The organism is Limnoraphis robusta CS-951, from assembly GCF_000972705.2.
Genome location: NZ_LATL02000009.1, coordinates 1 through 18,032, shown reverse-complemented (window position 1 = coordinate 18,032; position 18,032 = coordinate 1). Strand labels below are relative to the sequence as shown.

Here is an 18,032-nt window from a genome sequence, read left to right as displayed (position 1 = left end):
GGCAATCACTTCCTTAGGATAGATGTCAATTTTTTGAGAATCTTCTAAGGTTAAAATAGGTAAAAATTAAATTATCAATAAACTCAGGAGAACAAATGAAATCTTTACTTTCTCATGTTAAACTGTTCGGAATGCGTTTAATAAAAGTGTTCGGCTTGTTGATCGTGGTAGGAGTTTTATTTTCAAGTTTGAATGGTTTCAGTTCAATAACAACTGCTTTTGCCGCTTCTCTGACACCCGAAGCCGATTATTATCAAGTTTATGGCGTTAATAATCAGTCTCAAAGTAATAAAAACTTAGATTTAGACAGCGCAGCCAATCGTTCCGAAGAGGCTGCTGATAAAATCTATCAAGGTTTAGATAAAACCAAAGATTTTATTGGCAAAACTGAACCCAGAAAACAAGTGATTGAAAAAGCCAGAGATCACGCCAGCAACCGATTAAAAGAGCAGTCTGAACGAGCAAAATCTGCTGACAATCCTGATTCCCTCGATCCAAATGAACAAAATTTTCTGAAAAATATTCAATCCAACAAAAATTAAGGCAACCAACGGGGATTAAACCCAAAAAATGGCAATTCTTCCGGCTTGATTTCCGATTGAGTCGGATCGGATAATATTTCTAGGGGAAGTATCCACAAGCGACTGGTAATAATCGCATCACCCCCTGAACTCCGGGCTGAATTTTCAGATTCCTGTGAATTTTGCTGACTTTTAATCACCGTTTGATCAAACAGCAAAGCCAAACCATCCGGTGACAAACTCATATTAATCTCTTGTTGATTCGGTAAAATCACCAACGGCGCCAACTCACTGCTTTCTAGATCAATCACCGCAATATAGGGCTGTTCTTTATATTCTTGCTGCTCATCTAACAATTCCGTTAACAAACAAAATAACAACGTGTTACTCGGATCAAACTGAGCATTCAAAATATTACCAAAAGGAGGCGTGCGATAGAGTTCTCGTTCTTCCCCTTGATTATTCACCAAAAATAGCGATCGCGTCCCATCCTGGTTAAATCTTACCATCACGGCGGCTGAACCATCGTTGGCAAAGCCGAGAACTTGACCATATCGGGGTAAAAATTCTAAGGGTTCAGATCCGGGTTCTAGAGGTAAAATAGTCGTTAAATCTGGCCCTTGAGCAATCAGCAACGATTGACTATCCGGGCCAATCAAAAAGTCGCCGCCCTCGGTTTTCAGGGGTTCGGGCGAATCACCCGACTCAATAATCCAAGGACCCGAATCGGCGGGATTTTTTTTACTCACTCTCTGAACGACAATCCTTTGGCCATTGGGAGATAGGTCAAATTTGAGATTGCGATAGTTTTGACTATCTAGCAGTAACTTAACCACTCCTTGGGGTTGGCTGCGTTTGGGTTGCTGTTGTTGGGGAGAATTCGGATTAACTCCAGTCGTCACCGTGTAGAGTTGTGACTCAAATTTTCCTTGGGCTTGATCTTTGCGGGAAATCGCTGAAAACAGAATTTGATCGCTATCGGGATAGGGTTCAAACTCCAAAACCACTAAATCATCAGGCGTGAGTGCAATGGGTTGGGGGCTTTCTTGGGAGAGATTAACTAATATTAATCGCCCTTGTTGGTCTCCTGTGACTCCAATATAAGCAAAAGCCCGATCACGAGTGCGAAAATAGCCTGTAAACGGTTCAATCACCTGTCCGGTGTTACCTGCGTACAACTGATCGCTGGCATCCTTTAACTGCACGCTATAGGGCGTTCCGTAGGGGGCTGGTTCAACTAAAGTATAAGCCATCCGTCGGCCTGCCCAACTGATTTTACCGGGAAGGGGCGGATCAATTCGCAGATTTCGCTCTACACTTTCGCGATTCATCGGACGATTGAACGTTAAAATAAATCCGGTATCCAGGGCGCTAATATGTTTGTTATTCCAGCTAAATTCTCGGACTTTCGGTGTACTGCGATCGCCACTGAGTAACATCATTCCAATCAGCACCGTTAACACGATCATTAATGCGATCGCCACTCGATCCACAGGTTCGCTGTTTTTTAGCCAATTGTGAGGTTTAGCCTGGAATTGCGTCATGGAATTGATCACTCAGCGCAGATGTCTTTCCCTCACAGATTATCATGTTTTTGCCCAAGTTGTGGGGTGAGGTTTTAGTATGATTTCAGATTGTTTTGAGCGGAATCGTCTTAAACTTATAAAATTATTAGACTCTACACAAGCCATGACCCGTTTTCTTTCTACTCCAAATTTTCGTCAACTTATCCACAAATATCCCGAAGCTTTCGCTGCTGCTAGTTGTGCTATTTTAGTGTTTTTAGGTTGGTTATTTTTAAACTTAGGTTGGGTGGGGATTGCCTTATTCTTGCTTCCGGCTGCTTATGTGATTGGGGGCTATGAAAGCACCAAAGAAGGATTAACCACTCTGTTTGAAGAACATCAGCTTGATGTTGATTTGTTGATGATGGTGGCAGCTTTGGGAGCGGCAAGTTTAGGGTTATGGCAACGAGATTATACTTTAATAATTGATGGGGCAATTTTAATCCTAATTTTTGCGATTAGTGGGGCGTTAGAAAGTTTCGCCATGCAACGCACTGAACGCAATATTCGCCGTTTAATGACAGTTGCACCGGATACAGCCAGAACCCTTCGTAAGATTCACCAAAACCCGGTTTCTGACAGTCACTTCCCTATTTCTACCCCGAATTACCCCCAAGAAACTGGGTTTTTAAACGACTCCTCTGAAAATTTTGAAGAAGTTGAAGTTCCGATTCATCAACTCCAAATCAATGATATTGTGATTGTCAAACCCGGTGAACTTATTCCCACAGATGCTTTAATTATAGAAGGTCAGAGTCATCTTAATCAAGCTTCGATTACCGGAGAATCTATTCCCCTTGAAAAAACCATCGGGGATGAAGTGTTTGCCGGAACGTTAAATGGTCATGGGGCGTTACGTTTACGAGTGCATAAATCCCCTGAAAGTAGTTTAATTCAACGAGTCATTCGTTTAGTTGAACAAGCCCAAACCGAAGCCCCGCCCTCTCAACAATTTATCGAAAAATTTGAACGAAATTATGCTAAAGTTATTGTGATAGGAGGAATTTTACTGGCAATTCTTCCGCCTCTTTTATTCGGTTGGAATTGGGAAATCACCATTTATCGGGCTTTAATTTTTTTAGTAGTCGCTTCTCCCTGTGCATTAATGGCGGCAATTATGCCTGCTTTACTCTCAGGAATTGCCAATGGGGCGCGTCAGGGGATTTTGTTTAAAAATGGGGCGCAATTAGAAAAAATTGGCACAATAAAAGCGATTGCTTTTGATAAAACTGGAACCTTAACAACGGGAAAATTACAAGTGGTTGAAATCATTCCAACAGAAGGCAATTCTCCCGAAACAGTCTTACAACTCGCCGCCGCTTTAGAAGCCGTTTCTGAACATCCCATCGGAGAAGCCATAACGGGTGAAAATTCTGCCCAAAATCTACAACTTTTAACCGCCAAAAATGTACAAGCTAAAGCAGGTTTAGGAATTCTGGGAACCGTTGAAAATCAATCCGTGATTGTCGGAAAAGCGAGTTTTGTGATCGGCGAACTTTCTCAACATCATAAAAACCTAGAAGCGGAAACCTATCGCTTAGAAAATCAAGGAAAAACGGTGATTTGGGTGGCAAAATCTCAGGAAATATTAGGATTAATAGCAGTTTCAGATACCGTTAGAACTGAAGCCAAAAGCGTGATTGAACGGTTAAATCAAATGGGAATTAAACAGATTGTTATGTTAACAGGCGACAACCAACGCACCGCCGATACTGTCGCTCAATCTTTGGGAATTACCCAAATTTATGCTAACTTATTGCCTGAAGATAAACTAACCGTTATTCGACAATTAAAACAACAATATAACACCGTTGCCATGATTGGAGATGGAATTAACGACGCGCCTGCTTTAGCCCTCGCAACAGTCGGTATTGCAATGGGAGGAGGCGGAACGGATGTAGCCTTAGAAACGGCAGATATTGTGTTAATGGCGGATCGTTTAGACAAATTACCCGAAGCCGTTAATTTAGGTCGTCGTTCTAATCGAATTGTACGCCAAAATATTGTGTTTGCTTTATCATTTATTGGTTTACTTTTAGTCGCTAATTTTGCAGGTCAAATTAATCTGCCGTTAGGCGTGATCGGACATGAAGGTTCAACCGTTTTAGTCACCTTAAGCGGTTTAAGGTTATTAAAATCTTAAGGGCGGGTTCATTACAGTTTACAGTTATCAGTGACCAGTAAACTGTAAACTGTAAACTGTCTATGCTTGTTCCCAAAGTTCTTTCACTTTTCCGGGAAGCCAACTAGAAACTTCTTGAATTCGTTCTTCTGAAAGTTCATCTTTTGTCGCTGAAAATACGGCTGTTACCGCTTGTTCCCGATCAACGGTTCTCGGAAGTCCACCTTCATTTGCGACTCGGAATAAGAAGCGATCCGCGTCAATTTTAAAGATTCCTGGCCCCTGCCAGGGTGGACGAACCCGACTTAAAAAGCCTACAATCGGGTTGGTATCTTTCCAAAGTTCAGTAACTTCCATCTGGAGTGCTTTTTCTTTCGTTGGTAACGCTTCGGTATGCAGTTCATCTGCAACCCGATCTGCTGCTTCTGTTGTCATCAAATCTCGCATCACTCGGAAGACAACTTCCGTAAAATCTCGGGCATCATAAAGATCGGCAAAACCGCTTTTTTTCATCACTTTTTCCAGAAAAGAGCGATTTTCATCCGCGATAACAGTTCTTCTATCTTCAACTTCCGTCGGATCAACCTCGGGCAAATTTCGATTAAAAACGTCGTCTGGCATTATTATTTCCTTTTTTTATTCTCATTTTCATTGCCTTAGCTTAGTAAAAACTTTCTCAATTCATCTTCATCCTTAAGTTAGATATGTTGACTATCAAAAGATAGAGATTTAGTGAGAATTTAAAAAAGCATCAAAGGTTTCTCGGTCTGGAAGTGAGGGTTGCGCCCCTGATTTGGTTGTTGCTAACGCCCCCGCCGCCGTTCCCCAAATTACCGCTTCTCTTAACGATAAACCCTGTTCAAAAGCAGCCGCCATCGCCCCATTAAACGCATCTCCCGCCGCAACGGTATCAATCGCTTGAACCGGGAAAGCTTCCACTCTAAAATGTTCGGCAACGTTCATACAAAAAACCCCTCTTGAACCTAATTTTAAGACAACCGTTTTAACACCTCGTTCCAGCAATTTTTCCGCCGCTTTGATACAGTTTTCTTCTTCGGCTAAATCTAATCCCGTTAATCGCTTGGCTTCTGTTTCGTTCGGTGTTATAATATCAATCAAGGGGTAAAGTTCATCCGGTAAACTTTTCGGAGCCGGAGCCGGATCTAAAATCACTTTTACACCCGCTTCTTTGGCCGCTTTAGCCGCTAATTTAATCCCAGGTAACGGCACCTCTAACTGCAACAGTAACGCCCTAGCATGAGGCAATAAATGGGTTAATCTTTCAACATCTGAACCTGCAACTTTACCATTCGCCCCAGGGATAATAATAATCGTATTTTCGCTCTTTTGATCAACGGCAATCATTGCCACACCTGAACTCGTTTCGGCATCAATTTGAACCCCTTCCGTTTGGACTCCCGTTTCGTTGAGATGGGCTAAAAGTTCCTCTCCCAAACTATCTTTTCCCACTCGCCCCACCAAATAAGTTAACGCCCCTAAACGCGCTGCTGCTACCGCTTGGTTTGCACCTTTTCCACCGGGGGCAGTAAAAAAATGTTCCCCTTGTAATGTTTCTCCTGGACTCGGTAAACGAGGGGTTTTAACCACTAAGTCCATGTTAATACTGCCAAACACAATTAAACTCATAAGCTATTTTATTTAACTTTGGTTTATCACAATGTTGGTGAAGATGGTATCATAAACTTAACCTAAAAACATCTAACTTTCTAAGGAACTTAGTTGTGCGAGTTTATTTAGCTGGCCCCGATGTCTTTTTACCTGAACCCTTAAAAATGGCAGAGGCAAAAAAACAGATTTGTCAAAACTATGGCTTTGAGGGGGTATTTCCCTTTGATGCTAGTTTAGATTTAACCAACTTAACCCCTCGTGAAGCTGCAATCAAGATTTATGATTGTAATATTAACTTAATGAATAGCTGTGATTTAATCATTGCCAATATGACTCCGTTTCGCAGTCCCAGTTTAGATGCAGGAACCGCTTTTGAAATGGGATACATGACCGCATTAGGAAAGCCTATTTTTGGGTATACTAATGATAGTCGTCTTTACCCTGAACGAGTTTTGAATAAAACCTCAGAAACCTTAGATCAAGATGGACTGTTGATTGAACAATTTGAGATGATCGATAATCTCATGTTAGAAGCGGCTATTATTAACAGTGGCGGTGTTGTTGTCTATGAAGCCGTTGAACCCCAACAATATTATACAGAATTACGAGTGTTTAAAAAAGTTGTTCAAGTTGCCGCTCAAAAACTCTTGAGTTCATCATAAAAAACCCGGTTTCTTTGAGAAACCGGGTTTTTATACCCGAAAACATAGATAAATTTCAACCAACATGAATCCACAAATATCTCCCCCTAAAATTATTCTCGATACTGACCCCGGCGGTGATGATGCCTTTGCATTATTGTGGTTAATCAGTTTAGTAAAACAAGGATTCGCCGAACTTTTGGCCGTCACTTCAGTTGAGGGAAATGTGAATGCAAAACTCACCTTTACCAATGCTTGTAAACTCCTCCAACTGACCGATTTTCCTCAGATAGAAGTCGGACGAGGCATGATTAAAACCCAAAAAGAAATTGCCGATGCAGCCCATATTCACGGCAATGATGGCTTAGGAAATTTAGCCAAAACCTTACCTTCTCCCCAAAAATCCTATGAAAAAGCCAGATATTCCGATGAAATAATCATCGAAAAATTAACCGCATTTCCCGGAGAAATTACAATAGTCGCCCTCGCCCCTTTAACCAATTTAGCCTCCGCCGAAACCAAATTTCCCGGCATTTTAAAACAAGCCAAAGAAATTATCATTATGGGCGGTGCTTTTAACGTTGCAGGAAATGTTACCCCAGAAGCCGAATTTAATATCGCTTACAGTCTTGAAGCCGCAGAAATCGTTTTTAATAGCAGTAATAATTTAGTTATTTTACCCTTAGATGTGACGCGATCGCTGATTTTTCTTCCCGAAATGGCGGAGAATATTGCTGAAGTCAACCCCGAAAGTCCGATTTCTCAGTTTATCCTCGCCTTAGCCAAAGCCATGACTCAAACCTCCCTTTCCTACCGAGAAACCCAAGGAATATCGGGGTTTTTAGTTCACGATGCGGTTACTTTAGCCTATTTATTTTATCCTGAAACCCTACAATTTCGACGGGGTAGAGTTGAAGTAGAAGTCTTCGGGAAATGGACAAAAGGAAAAACCATTTGCGATCGCCGCCACCATGCTAAAATGGGAGCAAACGCCTGGGTCGCCCAACAGGTCAATTCAGCCGATTTATTGGCTGCTTTCGTAGAAGATTTGAAAAGTCTGGTAGAATATTAAATATTGGCTAAAATAATCGAGCAAAATTGTAAGCGGGGCGGGTTTATGTCAGTTATATCCTGTCGGATTAATTAATTATAATTTGGTAGGGGCGGGTTCAACCGAGATGTTTGTATCCGAGCAATAATTTAGATAAACCCGCCCCACACCCAGAACAGGATTAATCAACCGGACATGGTATTATTTCTAGGAAAACATAGATTTTCGCTGAACCCGCCCTACGATGCCGGGGCGGGTTTATGTAAGTTATTTCTAGGAAAACATAGATTTTCGCTGAACCCGCCCCTACAACAGTGGCCTCTTAAGCACAAATAACCTGATTTCGACCTTGATTTTTAGCTTGATATAACGCTTCGTCTGCCTTTTTAATCACAGTTTCCGGTGTCGAACCCTGATCGGGAAAACCAGCCACCCCAAAGGAAGCCGTTATCCGTCCTAAATCTTTCCCTTGATAGGATAACTGAAGTTGTCGAATTCCTTCACACAACTGTTCCGCCCTCGCTTTTACAGTTTCTAACGACATCTCCGGTAAAATCAACGTCATCTCCTCACCTCCGTAGCGACAGGCGACATCCGATAATCTAATTTGACGCTGAAGGAACCGGGCGACTTCCTGCAAAACCACATCTCCCGCCTCGTGACCAAAATGATCATTAAATTGCTTAAAATGATCAATATCAACCATAATAACTCCTAACGGTTGACCCGAACGTTGCGATCGCTGAAATTCTCGCTGTAAAACCTCTTTCAAATAGCGACGGTTAAACAACCCCGTTAACGGATCACGAATACTTTGGTTGTGCAACTCCTCCCGCAATTGTAAATTAGATAAACCCAAAGAAATCTGTTCCGCCACCGTTTGGGCTAACTGTTGTTGACCTTTACTCAACCCCTCAAATTCTTGGGTTCGCAGGTAAAATAATCCAAAAGCCTGTCCTTGAACAATCGTTGGAATACACAAAGAAGCCGTTGGTAAAGGATCACGCTGAACATGAGTACAAAACAAACCCGGTTGACTGTCACTAGCCAGGTGAATTTGTCCCCGTCGCAGCGCCCAACAATCATCAAAAGCCAGGTTCAGTTCACAAGCCGCTAATTCCCCAAATGTCGCGATAGACTCCACTTGATTCGTTTTTTGATTACTCAATAATACCGTGCCGCTACAACCCGGAAAAAGCTGTTTGAGAAACTCAGAAATCGGCCCGTAAGCCTCCTCAACCCCATGACAAGCTTGCAAAAACTCAATCATTTGATTAATAATAGCAGATTCCCGGTGGCGTTGCTCTAACTCTTGAACAGACTGTTCTAAGCGTTGGTTAATTTCAGCCAGATGTTGGTTTGCTCGTTGTAAAGCCAGTTCGGCTTGTTTGTGTTCTGTGATATTCTGATAAACAATCATCCCTAAAATCACCTCACCCTCTTCATTTCTAATCGGCACCGCCCGAACGAGATAAGTCTGATCTTGATATTGAATTTCTTCGACCCGTTCACTTCCCGCTAACGCCGTTTGATACAACGGTTCAACCGAAGTACAAGTTTCCGGTGATAACACCTCCGACAAAGTATAACCTTCTAACGCTTCTCGACGCAGTTGTAAATGGGCGAGTCCTTGACCATCAGCGACGAGATAGCGTAAATTGCGATCAAACAAAAAGATAGTCCCATTGGGAAAATTATGGGCAATGGTGCGATAAAGTTGTTCACTGGTGCGTAAATCTTCCTGAACTTTTTTCAAGATGGTAATATCGCTACAGGTACAAATCACCTGTTGAACCGTTCCATCTTCTCTCAGTTGCGGTTCAGCACTCACCAAAACCCAGATTAACTCCGTTTCGGCTTCCGCTTTCACCGTCGGACGATAAATCCCCATCAACACATTTTTCACCGCTTGACGGGTTACAATTGCTTGCGGAACCGGATGAGTGTTATACGGGAAAGGTGAACCATCTTCGTGAATCATTTTCCATTCTGGAGGGAGAGATGTTATCCCTAAGAGTTCCGCTTCCGATAACCCCACTAATTGCCATGCTTTAGGATTACATAACAACACTTCACCCTCAGACCCATGTAACGTTACGCCAACACTCAAATTCCGAATTAAGGTACTAAACCGTTCTTCACTTTGTCTCAGTGCAACTTCGGTGTGTTTGCGTTCGGTAATATCCAGCATTACCCCTTGTAGCAAAATCGCAGTATTGTCCTCATCTCGAATCACAACGGCTGCATCTTGTACCCATAATACATCCTGATTGCGCGTTAACAGCCGATACTCACAAACAAACGGGCGATCATGGGATGGTAAATTTTTTAAGCGATTACTCATCTGTTCTCGATCATCGGGATGCAGACATTGACACCACAATTGCGGGTTACTCATCCATTCATCCGTCGTATATCCTAACATTTGTTCAATGTGAGGACTAATATAAAGCGGCATACTCGCTTCCCCCACCGTTATCGTGTAAACCGTAGCAGGCATTTGTTCCACCAGCGCACGATAACGGGCTTCTGAGGCGCACAACGCTTGATCGGCGAGTTTCTGCTCGGTAATGTCTATTATCACTCCAAACAGCCGTATCGCTTGGCTGTGTAGGTTTTCGATCACTTCTCCTTGACTGTGAAGATAACGCAGTTCCCCATCGGGACGAATCAGGCGATACTCGATATCAAAATATTCTCCTGTGTTCAGGCTTCGTTGTAAAATGTTGTAGCACTGTTCCCGATCTTCGGAGTGAATCATCTCTAGCCATTCTTCTAGGTTGGGTTCCTCTTCGCAAGGGTCTAACCCGAAAATCCGAAACACTTCTTCTGACCAACTAATCTTTCCCGTTGTTACATCAAAATCCCAATTTCCCAGATGAGCAATGCGTTGAGATTCTAATAGGTTTTGAGTGCTATGACGCAGGGCTTCTTCGGTGCGTTTTCGTTCGGTAATATCTTCAACAACATAGCAGCATCGCGGACGAGAAAAGTTTCCCGGAACAGGACAAATTGTGGCGGAAAACCAATTTTTTCCCTTGATGGTTTGATGAGTATATTCAAAGTGAGCCGGTTTCTGAGTCTGTTGGGTTTCCTGACAATATTTGACCCACAGTACAGTTAAGTTTTCTGGAATTCCTAACCCCCGACAGGTTTGATGTTTTAACTGCTGAACTTCACAGCCTAATAATTTTGCGGTGGCTGGATTATCCCACAGATGACGTATATTATTATCCAGTATTTCCACAACTCCCATCATTAAGGTTGTGCTGTTACACAAACTACTGAGAATGGCTTCTTGTTCTTGTAGAATTACTTCGGTTTGCTTATACTCACTAATTTCGATCCAGTATCCCACTAATTCAACAGGATTTCCCCTTTCATCCTGAACTAATTTCACTTCATCCCGCATCCAACGATAATTACCATCTTGATGACGAAACCGATATTCGTAGCGATAGTAACCCTGTTCGGAAATTTTGTTCATTTCTACCGCTATAAAGGCTTGATCGTCGGGATGCACTCGCTCCCACCAAAACTCATAACTCTCTAAAAATTCTTCAGGGTCATACCCTAAAATTAGCCGCACATTTTTACTGACAAATGTGGCTTTATAGGTCTGATAATCACAGCTATAAATAATCGCTGGATTGGCTGATAATAAAAACTTTAATCTCTCTTTTTCCGATTGAGATTGACTTTCGCTACCGCGATATTTTGCCAGATATTGGGTTGATTTTTCGCCGCCTTCATCCACTCGGTTTTTCAGTTCTTCCGTCAGTTGATCATCAGCCTTTTCCCTCTGACGATATTGCGTAATATCCTCTCCCGTCAAAATTACATATTCCACTTGACCTGCATCGTTATATAGGGTACTATTAAAATGGGAAACCGTGCGGGCCTGTAAACCCCCTTTTGTTAGCCAAGTGAGTTCCTGCTGAGGGGGAAACTCAGAAGACGGTAAGGTTTGAAAATTGGCTTTGAATTGCTGTTGTTCCTCAGACGAGAGAAAGATTTCCCAGAAAATTTGATTTCGCACTTCTCGAAACGAATATCCCGTTACCGCTTCCGAGGCTTGATTAAACCGAACAATTCGTCCTTGGCTATCAAGAACCACAACTAAGTTACTGACCGTTTCTACAATCGCCGCATTAAGATCGGGTTTAGGGGGGGCAACTTTACCGTTTTGAGGGCTAGGGAGTTGAACGTCTTGGCTTAGGAGTAGACTCACCTGTTGTTGGAGAAGTTGAATCACTCCGTACATTTCCATCGCATCTAGACCCTTTAAAATGCAGTTTGGGGTGATGATTCCCGCAATCTGTCCCGATTGTGAACTGACAAACAATTGGGATATCCGATGTTGCTGTATTCGCCGATCCGCTTCTATTAGATTATCATCCGGGTGAATCAATGGCAAGCAGAAATTCATAATTTGATCCACTCGGATGCGATCATCTAACCCCAAAGCATAAAACTGAACTAAATCCCCGGCTGTGATGAAACCCAAAGGCTGAAGTTGATAATTATAAATTTTCTCAGCAATCACAAGACAATTTTCTGGAGATTTCGCGAGTTGTTGGGTAGCCTGTTGAACAGTAGCACTTGGGGAAACATAAATCACCTCTCGACGCATCACCTCTTCGACGCGGCGAAATTTGAGAAAGTCTAAAGGCGGTAAGCAACAGCGAAGACTCTCTAGAGTGACTAATCCTAGAACCTGCCCTTGATCGGATAGAATCGGAAGATGACAAATCTGGTATTGATTGAATCGGTGAATTAGGGTAAACGGATTTTCAAATTGCGATCGCTTTAGGGTTATCGGTTCAACAGTCATTACTTCCGAGATGCTAACCTGAACATCCAGCATTCCCTCTGCAATTAATTGGACAATATCCCCAGGAGTCAACAGTCCAACAAGGCGATCATCATCTATCACCAAAACACAACAGGTCTCTACATCTTCGATCTGATCATCTGTAAAAAGCTGACAAGTCTTTCTAGACCGACACATCAAGCTAAAGACTTCAGACAGAGGCGTTTGCGGAGAAACCGTTAACGGGTTGGGGTTAATCGCCGCATCCAGGCTAGAATCAAATTGAGATAAGCTGCTGGCAGGCATGGGTCATCGAGGGTTAGAGAATTTAATTCTATTTAAGCATTAGTCATAATTTCCTAGACACCCTGGAAGTTGGTTGTGGCTTCCCTTTCCTAATCTATTGTCGCATCTTTGACATCCGATGTCGGATGAAAATAGTGATAGATTTCTTGGGCTAATTTTAACCCAATTCCGGGGACTTCAGTTATTTGTTCGGGAGTTGCCATGCGAAGATAATCAATAGACCGAAAATGGGCTAAGAGTTGTTTTTGGCGATGCTGTCCTAAGCCGGGAATTTCATCTAAACGCGATCGCTTCATCCGTTGACTCCGTTTGTCTCGATGGAAACTCACCGCAAACCGATGGGCTTCATCTCGCAGACGTCGTAACAGTTGAACTCCCGGTTGTTCGGCGTCGGTTTCCAAAGGGAAGGACTCACCCGGCAGAAAGATTTCTTCCCGTTGTTTGGCTAAACTAATGACACGCAAATCTTCTAATAGGTTCAACTCGGATAACACTTTCACCACTGCTGACAGTTGACCTTTCCCGCCATCTATCATAATTAAATCTGGTTTATCGGCGGCTATTTTTTCAGGCGTTAATATCGGATAATCTCGAAACCGTCGTCCAATCACTTCAGCTAAACTGGCAAAATCATCAGACCGTCCTGACTTGACTTCGGGGTTTCTAATCTTATAATGTCGGTATTGTTGGTTGGCAGGTAAACCGTCAATAAATACCACCCGAGAAGCCACTGCATCTGAACCTTGAATATGGGAAATATCATAGCCTTCGATGCGATGGGGAATATCGGGAAGATCGATAACTTCGGCTAAATCTTGTAAGGCTTGATGATGGCGATCGCTAAATTTTTGCACTCGTTCAAGTTCATAGCCTGCATTGCGTTCAACCAGTTCTATTAATTCGGCTTTGGTTTGGCGTTGCGGGTTAACAATGGTGACTTTTCGACCTTTATATTCACTCAACCAGTTGGCTAGAATAGATTCTTCCGGTAAGGGATATTGAACCAAAATTTCACTGGGAATTTCCACTGGATCAACGGTTTGATAATGGTCTTCGAGAACCCGTTGTAAAATTGCCCCAAATTCTGATTCTTTTTGCAGATCAAACTGGATAACTTCCGCCTGAAACCCCAACCGCCCCACCAGTTGACCTGCCCGAATTTGAAACAGTTGAATACAGGCAAGTTTATCGTTAGCCGCTAAGGCAATGGCATCTCTCGATACTCTGTCATCGGGGAGAGAGACTTTCTGATCGGCATTGAGTGATTTTAGTCCTTGTATTTGATCTCTAATTTTGGCTGCGGTTTCAAAATTGAGGGTTTCAGCCGCAGTTTCCATTTGTTGGTTTAAAGAGTCAATCAGTTCTCCGGTTCTCCCTTGAAAGATCATGGCAACTTTTTGGATAATTTGATGATAGTCTTCGGGAGAGATTAACTGTTGACAAACTCCCGGACATCGCCCGATATCATAGTTCAAACAAGGACGATCTTTAAACAAGGGTTTCGGACGTTGACGCAAGGGAAAAATTTGTTGAACTAAATGCAGGGTACTGCGTAACAGTCGGGTATCAACGTAGGGACCATAATAGCGATCTTTGGCTTTTCCTAAACGGCGTTTACGAGTAATTAAAATGCGGGGATATTCTTCTGACCAGGTAATACAGAGATAGGGATATTTTTTGTCATCTTTCAGCAGCACATTAAAATAAGGCTGATGCTGTTTAATCAGATTGGCTTCTAAGGCTAAGGCTTCGGCTTCGGTATCGGTGACAATAAACTCTATTTCTGTTACCTGTTGGAGCATCATGGCAATCCGAGGACTGTGGCGGTTATAATCCCGAAAATAGGAACGAACTCGCGATCGCAATTTTTTCGACTTCCCGATATATAAGATCTGATCCGAGCGATCGCGCATTAAATAGACTCCCGGAACAGGCGGAATTTCTGTTAACCGACTTTCTAGGCGTTCAGGATGTTTGACCAGAGGCAGGGTTGGAGTTGAAGGCATTGTAGAGAAAGGGGGTTATTTGCAGCAACTTTTCTGATAATCTATATTATGATGCTCTCAATTGAAGAAAAAACACGCTCGACACAAAGGCACAAAGAGCGGATTTTCGGGAGATGTATGTTTTTGTTGTGAGTTTATGCTTCAAAAACGGTTCTGATGTGTCTCGGTACTGTTATATTGTGGGCAGATCATCCCTAAAAAAAGTAGTCGCATCTTCCGCGATCGCTATTCGGTTTCTTTTACTTCCTTTTATTTATGACTGTTGCTACTGCACCCAATCTGTTGTCTGAAGATGAAGCTCTGTCTCTGATTGAAACGGTGATCCAACAATCGGAAGCTGAAGATGTGTTTGTCAGTCTCAGCAACAGTGAAGAAGCACTGACTCGCTATTCGGAAAATCAAATTACTCAAAACGTCAGCAGTACCAAGTTTACCCTCTCGATTACCAGCTATTTTGGTAAGCGCAGTGCTACAACCTCTACAACTGAATTAGACCCCGAGGCGATTAAAGCGACGATTAAACGCTCAGAGGAACTCGCAACCATTGCCCCGGAAGATCCCGAATGGGTACCGTTGTTAGAACCGCAAACCTATGAAAACCGCATCCCGGCTTTTGATCAAGCAACGGCTTGTTTTTCCCCCCTACAACGCGGAGAACGAGTTCAAACGATTTGCAAAATGAGTCAGGATGCGAATGTTGAAGGTTCGGGAACTCTCAGCAGTGAAGCGGAATTATTTGCCATTGGCAATTCTCTGGGGTTGAGGGCTTGTAACCGTCTGACGAGTGCTGATTTTGGGTTTACTGCAAAAATAGACAAGGGTTCTGCTTGGAGTAAACGCAGTGCGATTAGTATTCAAGATTTACCGATAGAATCCCTCACCAAAACGATTATTAACCGGGCTTACTCTGCGCGAAATCCCCGTGAAGTTCAGCCTGGGGTTTATCCGGTGGTTTTTGATGGGGCTGCCTTTGCGGAGTTGTTGATGTGGGTGATGTTTAATTTGGATGCTCGGGCTGCTGATGAAGGGCGATCGTTTATGTCGCGGATGGATGAACAAGGAAAACCTGCCGGAAACCGCGTCGGGGAAGCGATGTTTAGTCCGTTGGTGAATGTGCAGCGAGATCCGGCGCATCCTTTAATTGGTGGTTCGACGTTTTTTGCAGATGGGCTGAAAAAAGATAATTTGTCTGTGATTAAAGATGGGGTTCCCCAAACGTTATCCTACAGTCGCTATTGGGCAGCCCAGCAGGGCGTTGAGGCGAATGGGGCGATGTATCCGGTTGTGATGGCAGGATCACCGCAAAGTTTGGCGGATTTGATTGCTCAAACAGAACGGGGAATTTTGGTTAGTCGCGCTTGGTATGTGCGATATGTAAACCCCCGCACGTTGGAGGTAACGGGAATGACGCGGGATGGTACGTTCTGGATCGAAGACGGGAAAATTGCCTATCCGATTAAGAATTTACGCTTTAATCAACGCTTGCCAGAACTCTTTGCAGAAGTAGATGGCTTGAGTCAGGTTGAACGTTATGGCAGTGTTGTGGTTCCGGGGGTACGGGTGAAGGCGTTTAATTTTAGTAGCATTACCGATAGCATCTAAGATTTCGGCGAATGCACATTTTCAAGATTCTGTCAAGTGGGGGTAAAAAAGGGTGGTGAAAATTTGTTCGTCACAGAGAAAGGGAAGGGGTAAAAACTTGACCAAAAACGGGGCTGGAGTACGATAACATAAGGGTTTCAGCCGCTTAAAAGAGTCAAAATACCTTATAGGTCAGACCATTCCTGTATTATGATTTGAGATTATCATACCAAAAAGGCTGAAAGAGCGCAAGTCCGTTTGCTAATTGAGAATTATTGTCGAGTTAAGTTTTGTAAAAAGGGCGATTTGATAGAATGTTTTGATTATTTAAGCTTTTATAGATGATTGAAGCTTATCGTTTAGGGGTGGGGAAGGGGAGTTGAAGAATTTTGCTAAAATAACTCGTCAGATCCCTAGTACCATTAATATCTCCTGTTATTACGGTGGCGAAGCGTAGAGCAAGCGCATTTTAATCGGGGGATAAAAGCGAGCGCAGCCCATTTTATTTGGCAGTGAAAGGTTAGCATTGACATCCTCCCATCGCCGGAGGCGATGGATTCCTAAACCTCACGATTTAGGTTTCTGCTTCTTAGCACCTGGCTTAACAGATTTACTCTGTTCGGCTCTTATGGTCGCTCCACAGACAAGCCACTGCGGTCTTGGGGTCTCCCCAAGTAGAGCAAGTGGCGCTGACACTGCGAGTCCCGCAGCCAAAATATTTATACTGGCGTTGATATCCCGGTCGTGGTGAGAGTCACACTTAGGACAATCCCACTCTCTGATATTCAACGGCATTCTTTCTACAATGTATCCACAGTTGGAACATCGCTTTGAACTGGGAAACCAACGATCTATTTTGATTAATTCTCGTCCATACCACTCAGCTTTATAGGAAAGTTGTCGAACAAGCTCTCCCCAATTGGCATCGCTAATTGCTCTGGCTAACTTATGATTTTTGACCATGTTCTTCACAGCTAAGTCCTCAACCACTATTCTGTGATTTTCACTTGGGAGTTGAGTCGTCAACTTGTGGGTATGGTCACGCCTGCAATCAGCGATTTTTGCGCTTATTCTAGCTACTTTAACTCTTGCTCTCTCTCGGTTTTTTGAGCCTTTGATTTTCCGGCTTAAAGACTTTTGAGCAAGTTGGAGTTTTTTGTATAGCTTGTTAAAATGTTTGGGATTAGAAACTTTAACTCCGTCGGACGTGGTGAACAGACTGGTAATTCCCAGATCGATTCCCACTTTTTTGTCGATGGGTTTTAGTTTGCGGTTGATTGGATCATTTATCCTCAAAGAAACAAACCATCTACCACTCGGATCTAATTTGACCGTAATGGTAGATGGTTTGCAGCTTTTGGGGAGTTGGCGACTCCATCTGATAGCTAAAGGTTCTTTACATTTGGCAATATAGACTTGACCCTCTTTAAACTTGAAAGCTGACTTGGTAAATTCGGCACTACCACCGTTACGTTTTCTCTTGAAGTTCGGGTATTTTGCTCGACCCGAAAAGAAGTTGGTAAATGCAGTTTGTAGATGCCTTAAACCTTGCTGAAGGGGAACACAACTGACCTCATTCAAAAAGTCTAATTCTTCCTCTTTTTTCCAGTTTGTCAGCATTGAAGATGTTTGAGAATAGCCCACTCGTTCCTTTTGTTCGTACCACGCTTGAGTTCGCGCCGCCAGTGCCAAGTTGTACACCAGTCTTACGCACCCCAATGTTCTCCTCAACAGGTTTTCCTGTTCAAGAGTAGGGTAAAAACGGTAGCTATAGGCTTTTTCTGTCATGCGTCACAT

Annotated in this window: 11 protein-coding genes; 5 read left to right on the top strand and 6 right to left on the bottom strand. The window is 43.0% G+C overall.

The annotated features are described in order from the left end of the window. Nucleotides 1–95: 95 nt before the first annotated feature. Complete coding sequence (locus WN50_RS00710; RefSeq protein ID WP_046279948.1) at nt 96–542, top strand: hypothetical protein; 447 nt, start codon at nt 96–98, stop codon at nt 540–542. Here the strand turns inward: WN50_RS00710 and WN50_RS00705 are convergent. Then, the gene (locus WN50_RS00705; protein ID WP_046279949.1) at nt 539–2,065 is read right to left on the bottom strand and encodes an Ig-like domain-containing domain; all 1,527 of its coding nucleotides are present in this window, start codon (nt 2,063–2,065) and stop codon (nt 539–541) included. The genes WN50_RS00710 and WN50_RS00705 overlap by 4 nt on opposite strands. 145 nt (nt 2,066–2,210) lie before the next feature. Here WN50_RS00705 and WN50_RS00700 point away from each other — a divergent pair, with 145 nt between their 5' ends. Continuing rightward, nucleotides 2,211–4,229 carry a heavy metal translocating P-type ATPase gene (locus WN50_RS00700; RefSeq protein ID WP_046279954.1) on the top strand — a complete coding sequence of 673 codons (2,019 nt, stop codon included), beginning with the start codon at nt 2,211–2,213 and terminating at the stop codon, nt 4,227–4,229. 60 nt (nt 4,230–4,289) lie between these two features. Here the strand turns inward: WN50_RS00700 and WN50_RS00695 are convergent, their stop codons facing one another. Next, the gene (locus WN50_RS00695) at nt 4,290–4,829 is read right to left on the bottom strand and encodes a DUF2267 domain-containing protein (RefSeq protein ID WP_046279950.1); all 540 of its coding nucleotides are present in this window, start codon (nt 4,827–4,829) and stop codon (nt 4,290–4,292) included. A gap of 108 nt (nt 4,830–4,937) precedes the next feature. Continuing rightward, complete coding sequence (gene rbsK / locus WN50_RS00690; RefSeq protein WP_046279951.1) at nt 4,938–5,855, bottom strand: ribokinase; 918 nt, start codon at nt 5,853–5,855, stop codon at nt 4,938–4,940. A gap of 95 nt (nt 5,856–5,950) precedes the next feature. On the opposite strand from rbsK, the gene WN50_RS00685 reads away from it, so the two are divergent. Both WN50_RS00685 and WN50_RS00680 read left to right on the top strand, forming a co-directional pair. After that, complete coding sequence (locus WN50_RS00685; protein WP_046279952.1) at nt 5,951–6,499, top strand: nucleoside 2-deoxyribosyltransferase; 549 nt, start codon at nt 5,951–5,953, stop codon at nt 6,497–6,499. A gap of 64 nt (nt 6,500–6,563) precedes the next feature. Beyond that, the gene (locus tag WN50_RS00680; RefSeq protein ID WP_046279953.1) at nt 6,564–7,550 is read left to right on the top strand and encodes a nucleoside hydrolase; all 987 of its coding nucleotides are present in this window, start codon (nt 6,564–6,566) and stop codon (nt 7,548–7,550) included. Nucleotides 7,551–7,851: 301 nt separating this feature from the next. On the opposite strand, the gene WN50_RS00675 is transcribed toward WN50_RS00680, so the two are convergent. Together WN50_RS00675 and uvrC are read right to left on the bottom strand one after the other, a co-directional pair. After that, nucleotides 7,852–12,648, bottom strand: a complete 4,797-nt coding sequence (locus tag WN50_RS00675) for a PAS domain S-box protein (RefSeq protein WP_046278250.1) — start codon at nt 12,646–12,648, stop codon at nt 7,852–7,854. Nucleotides 12,649–12,737: 89 nt separating this feature from the next. After that, entirely contained in the window at nt 12,738–14,654 is a 1,917-nt protein-coding gene (gene uvrC, locus WN50_RS00670) for an excinuclease ABC subunit UvrC (protein WP_046278249.1), read from the bottom strand. A gap of 255 nt (nt 14,655–14,909) precedes the next feature. Between uvrC and WN50_RS00665 the strand changes: the two genes are divergently transcribed. Beyond that, a complete protein-coding gene (locus WN50_RS00665; RefSeq protein ID WP_046278248.1) occupies nt 14,910–16,256 on the top strand; it encodes a TldD/PmbA family protein in 1,347 nt (448 codons plus the stop codon). Between the two features lie 546 nt (nt 16,257–16,802). On the opposite strand, the gene WN50_RS00660 is transcribed toward WN50_RS00665, so the two are convergent. After that, nucleotides 16,803–18,023 carry an RNA-guided endonuclease InsQ/TnpB family protein gene (locus WN50_RS00660; protein WP_049557395.1) on the bottom strand — a complete coding sequence of 407 codons (1,221 nt, stop codon included), beginning with the start codon at nt 18,021–18,023 and terminating at the stop codon, nt 16,803–16,805. Nucleotides 18,024–18,032 lie beyond the last annotated feature (9 nt).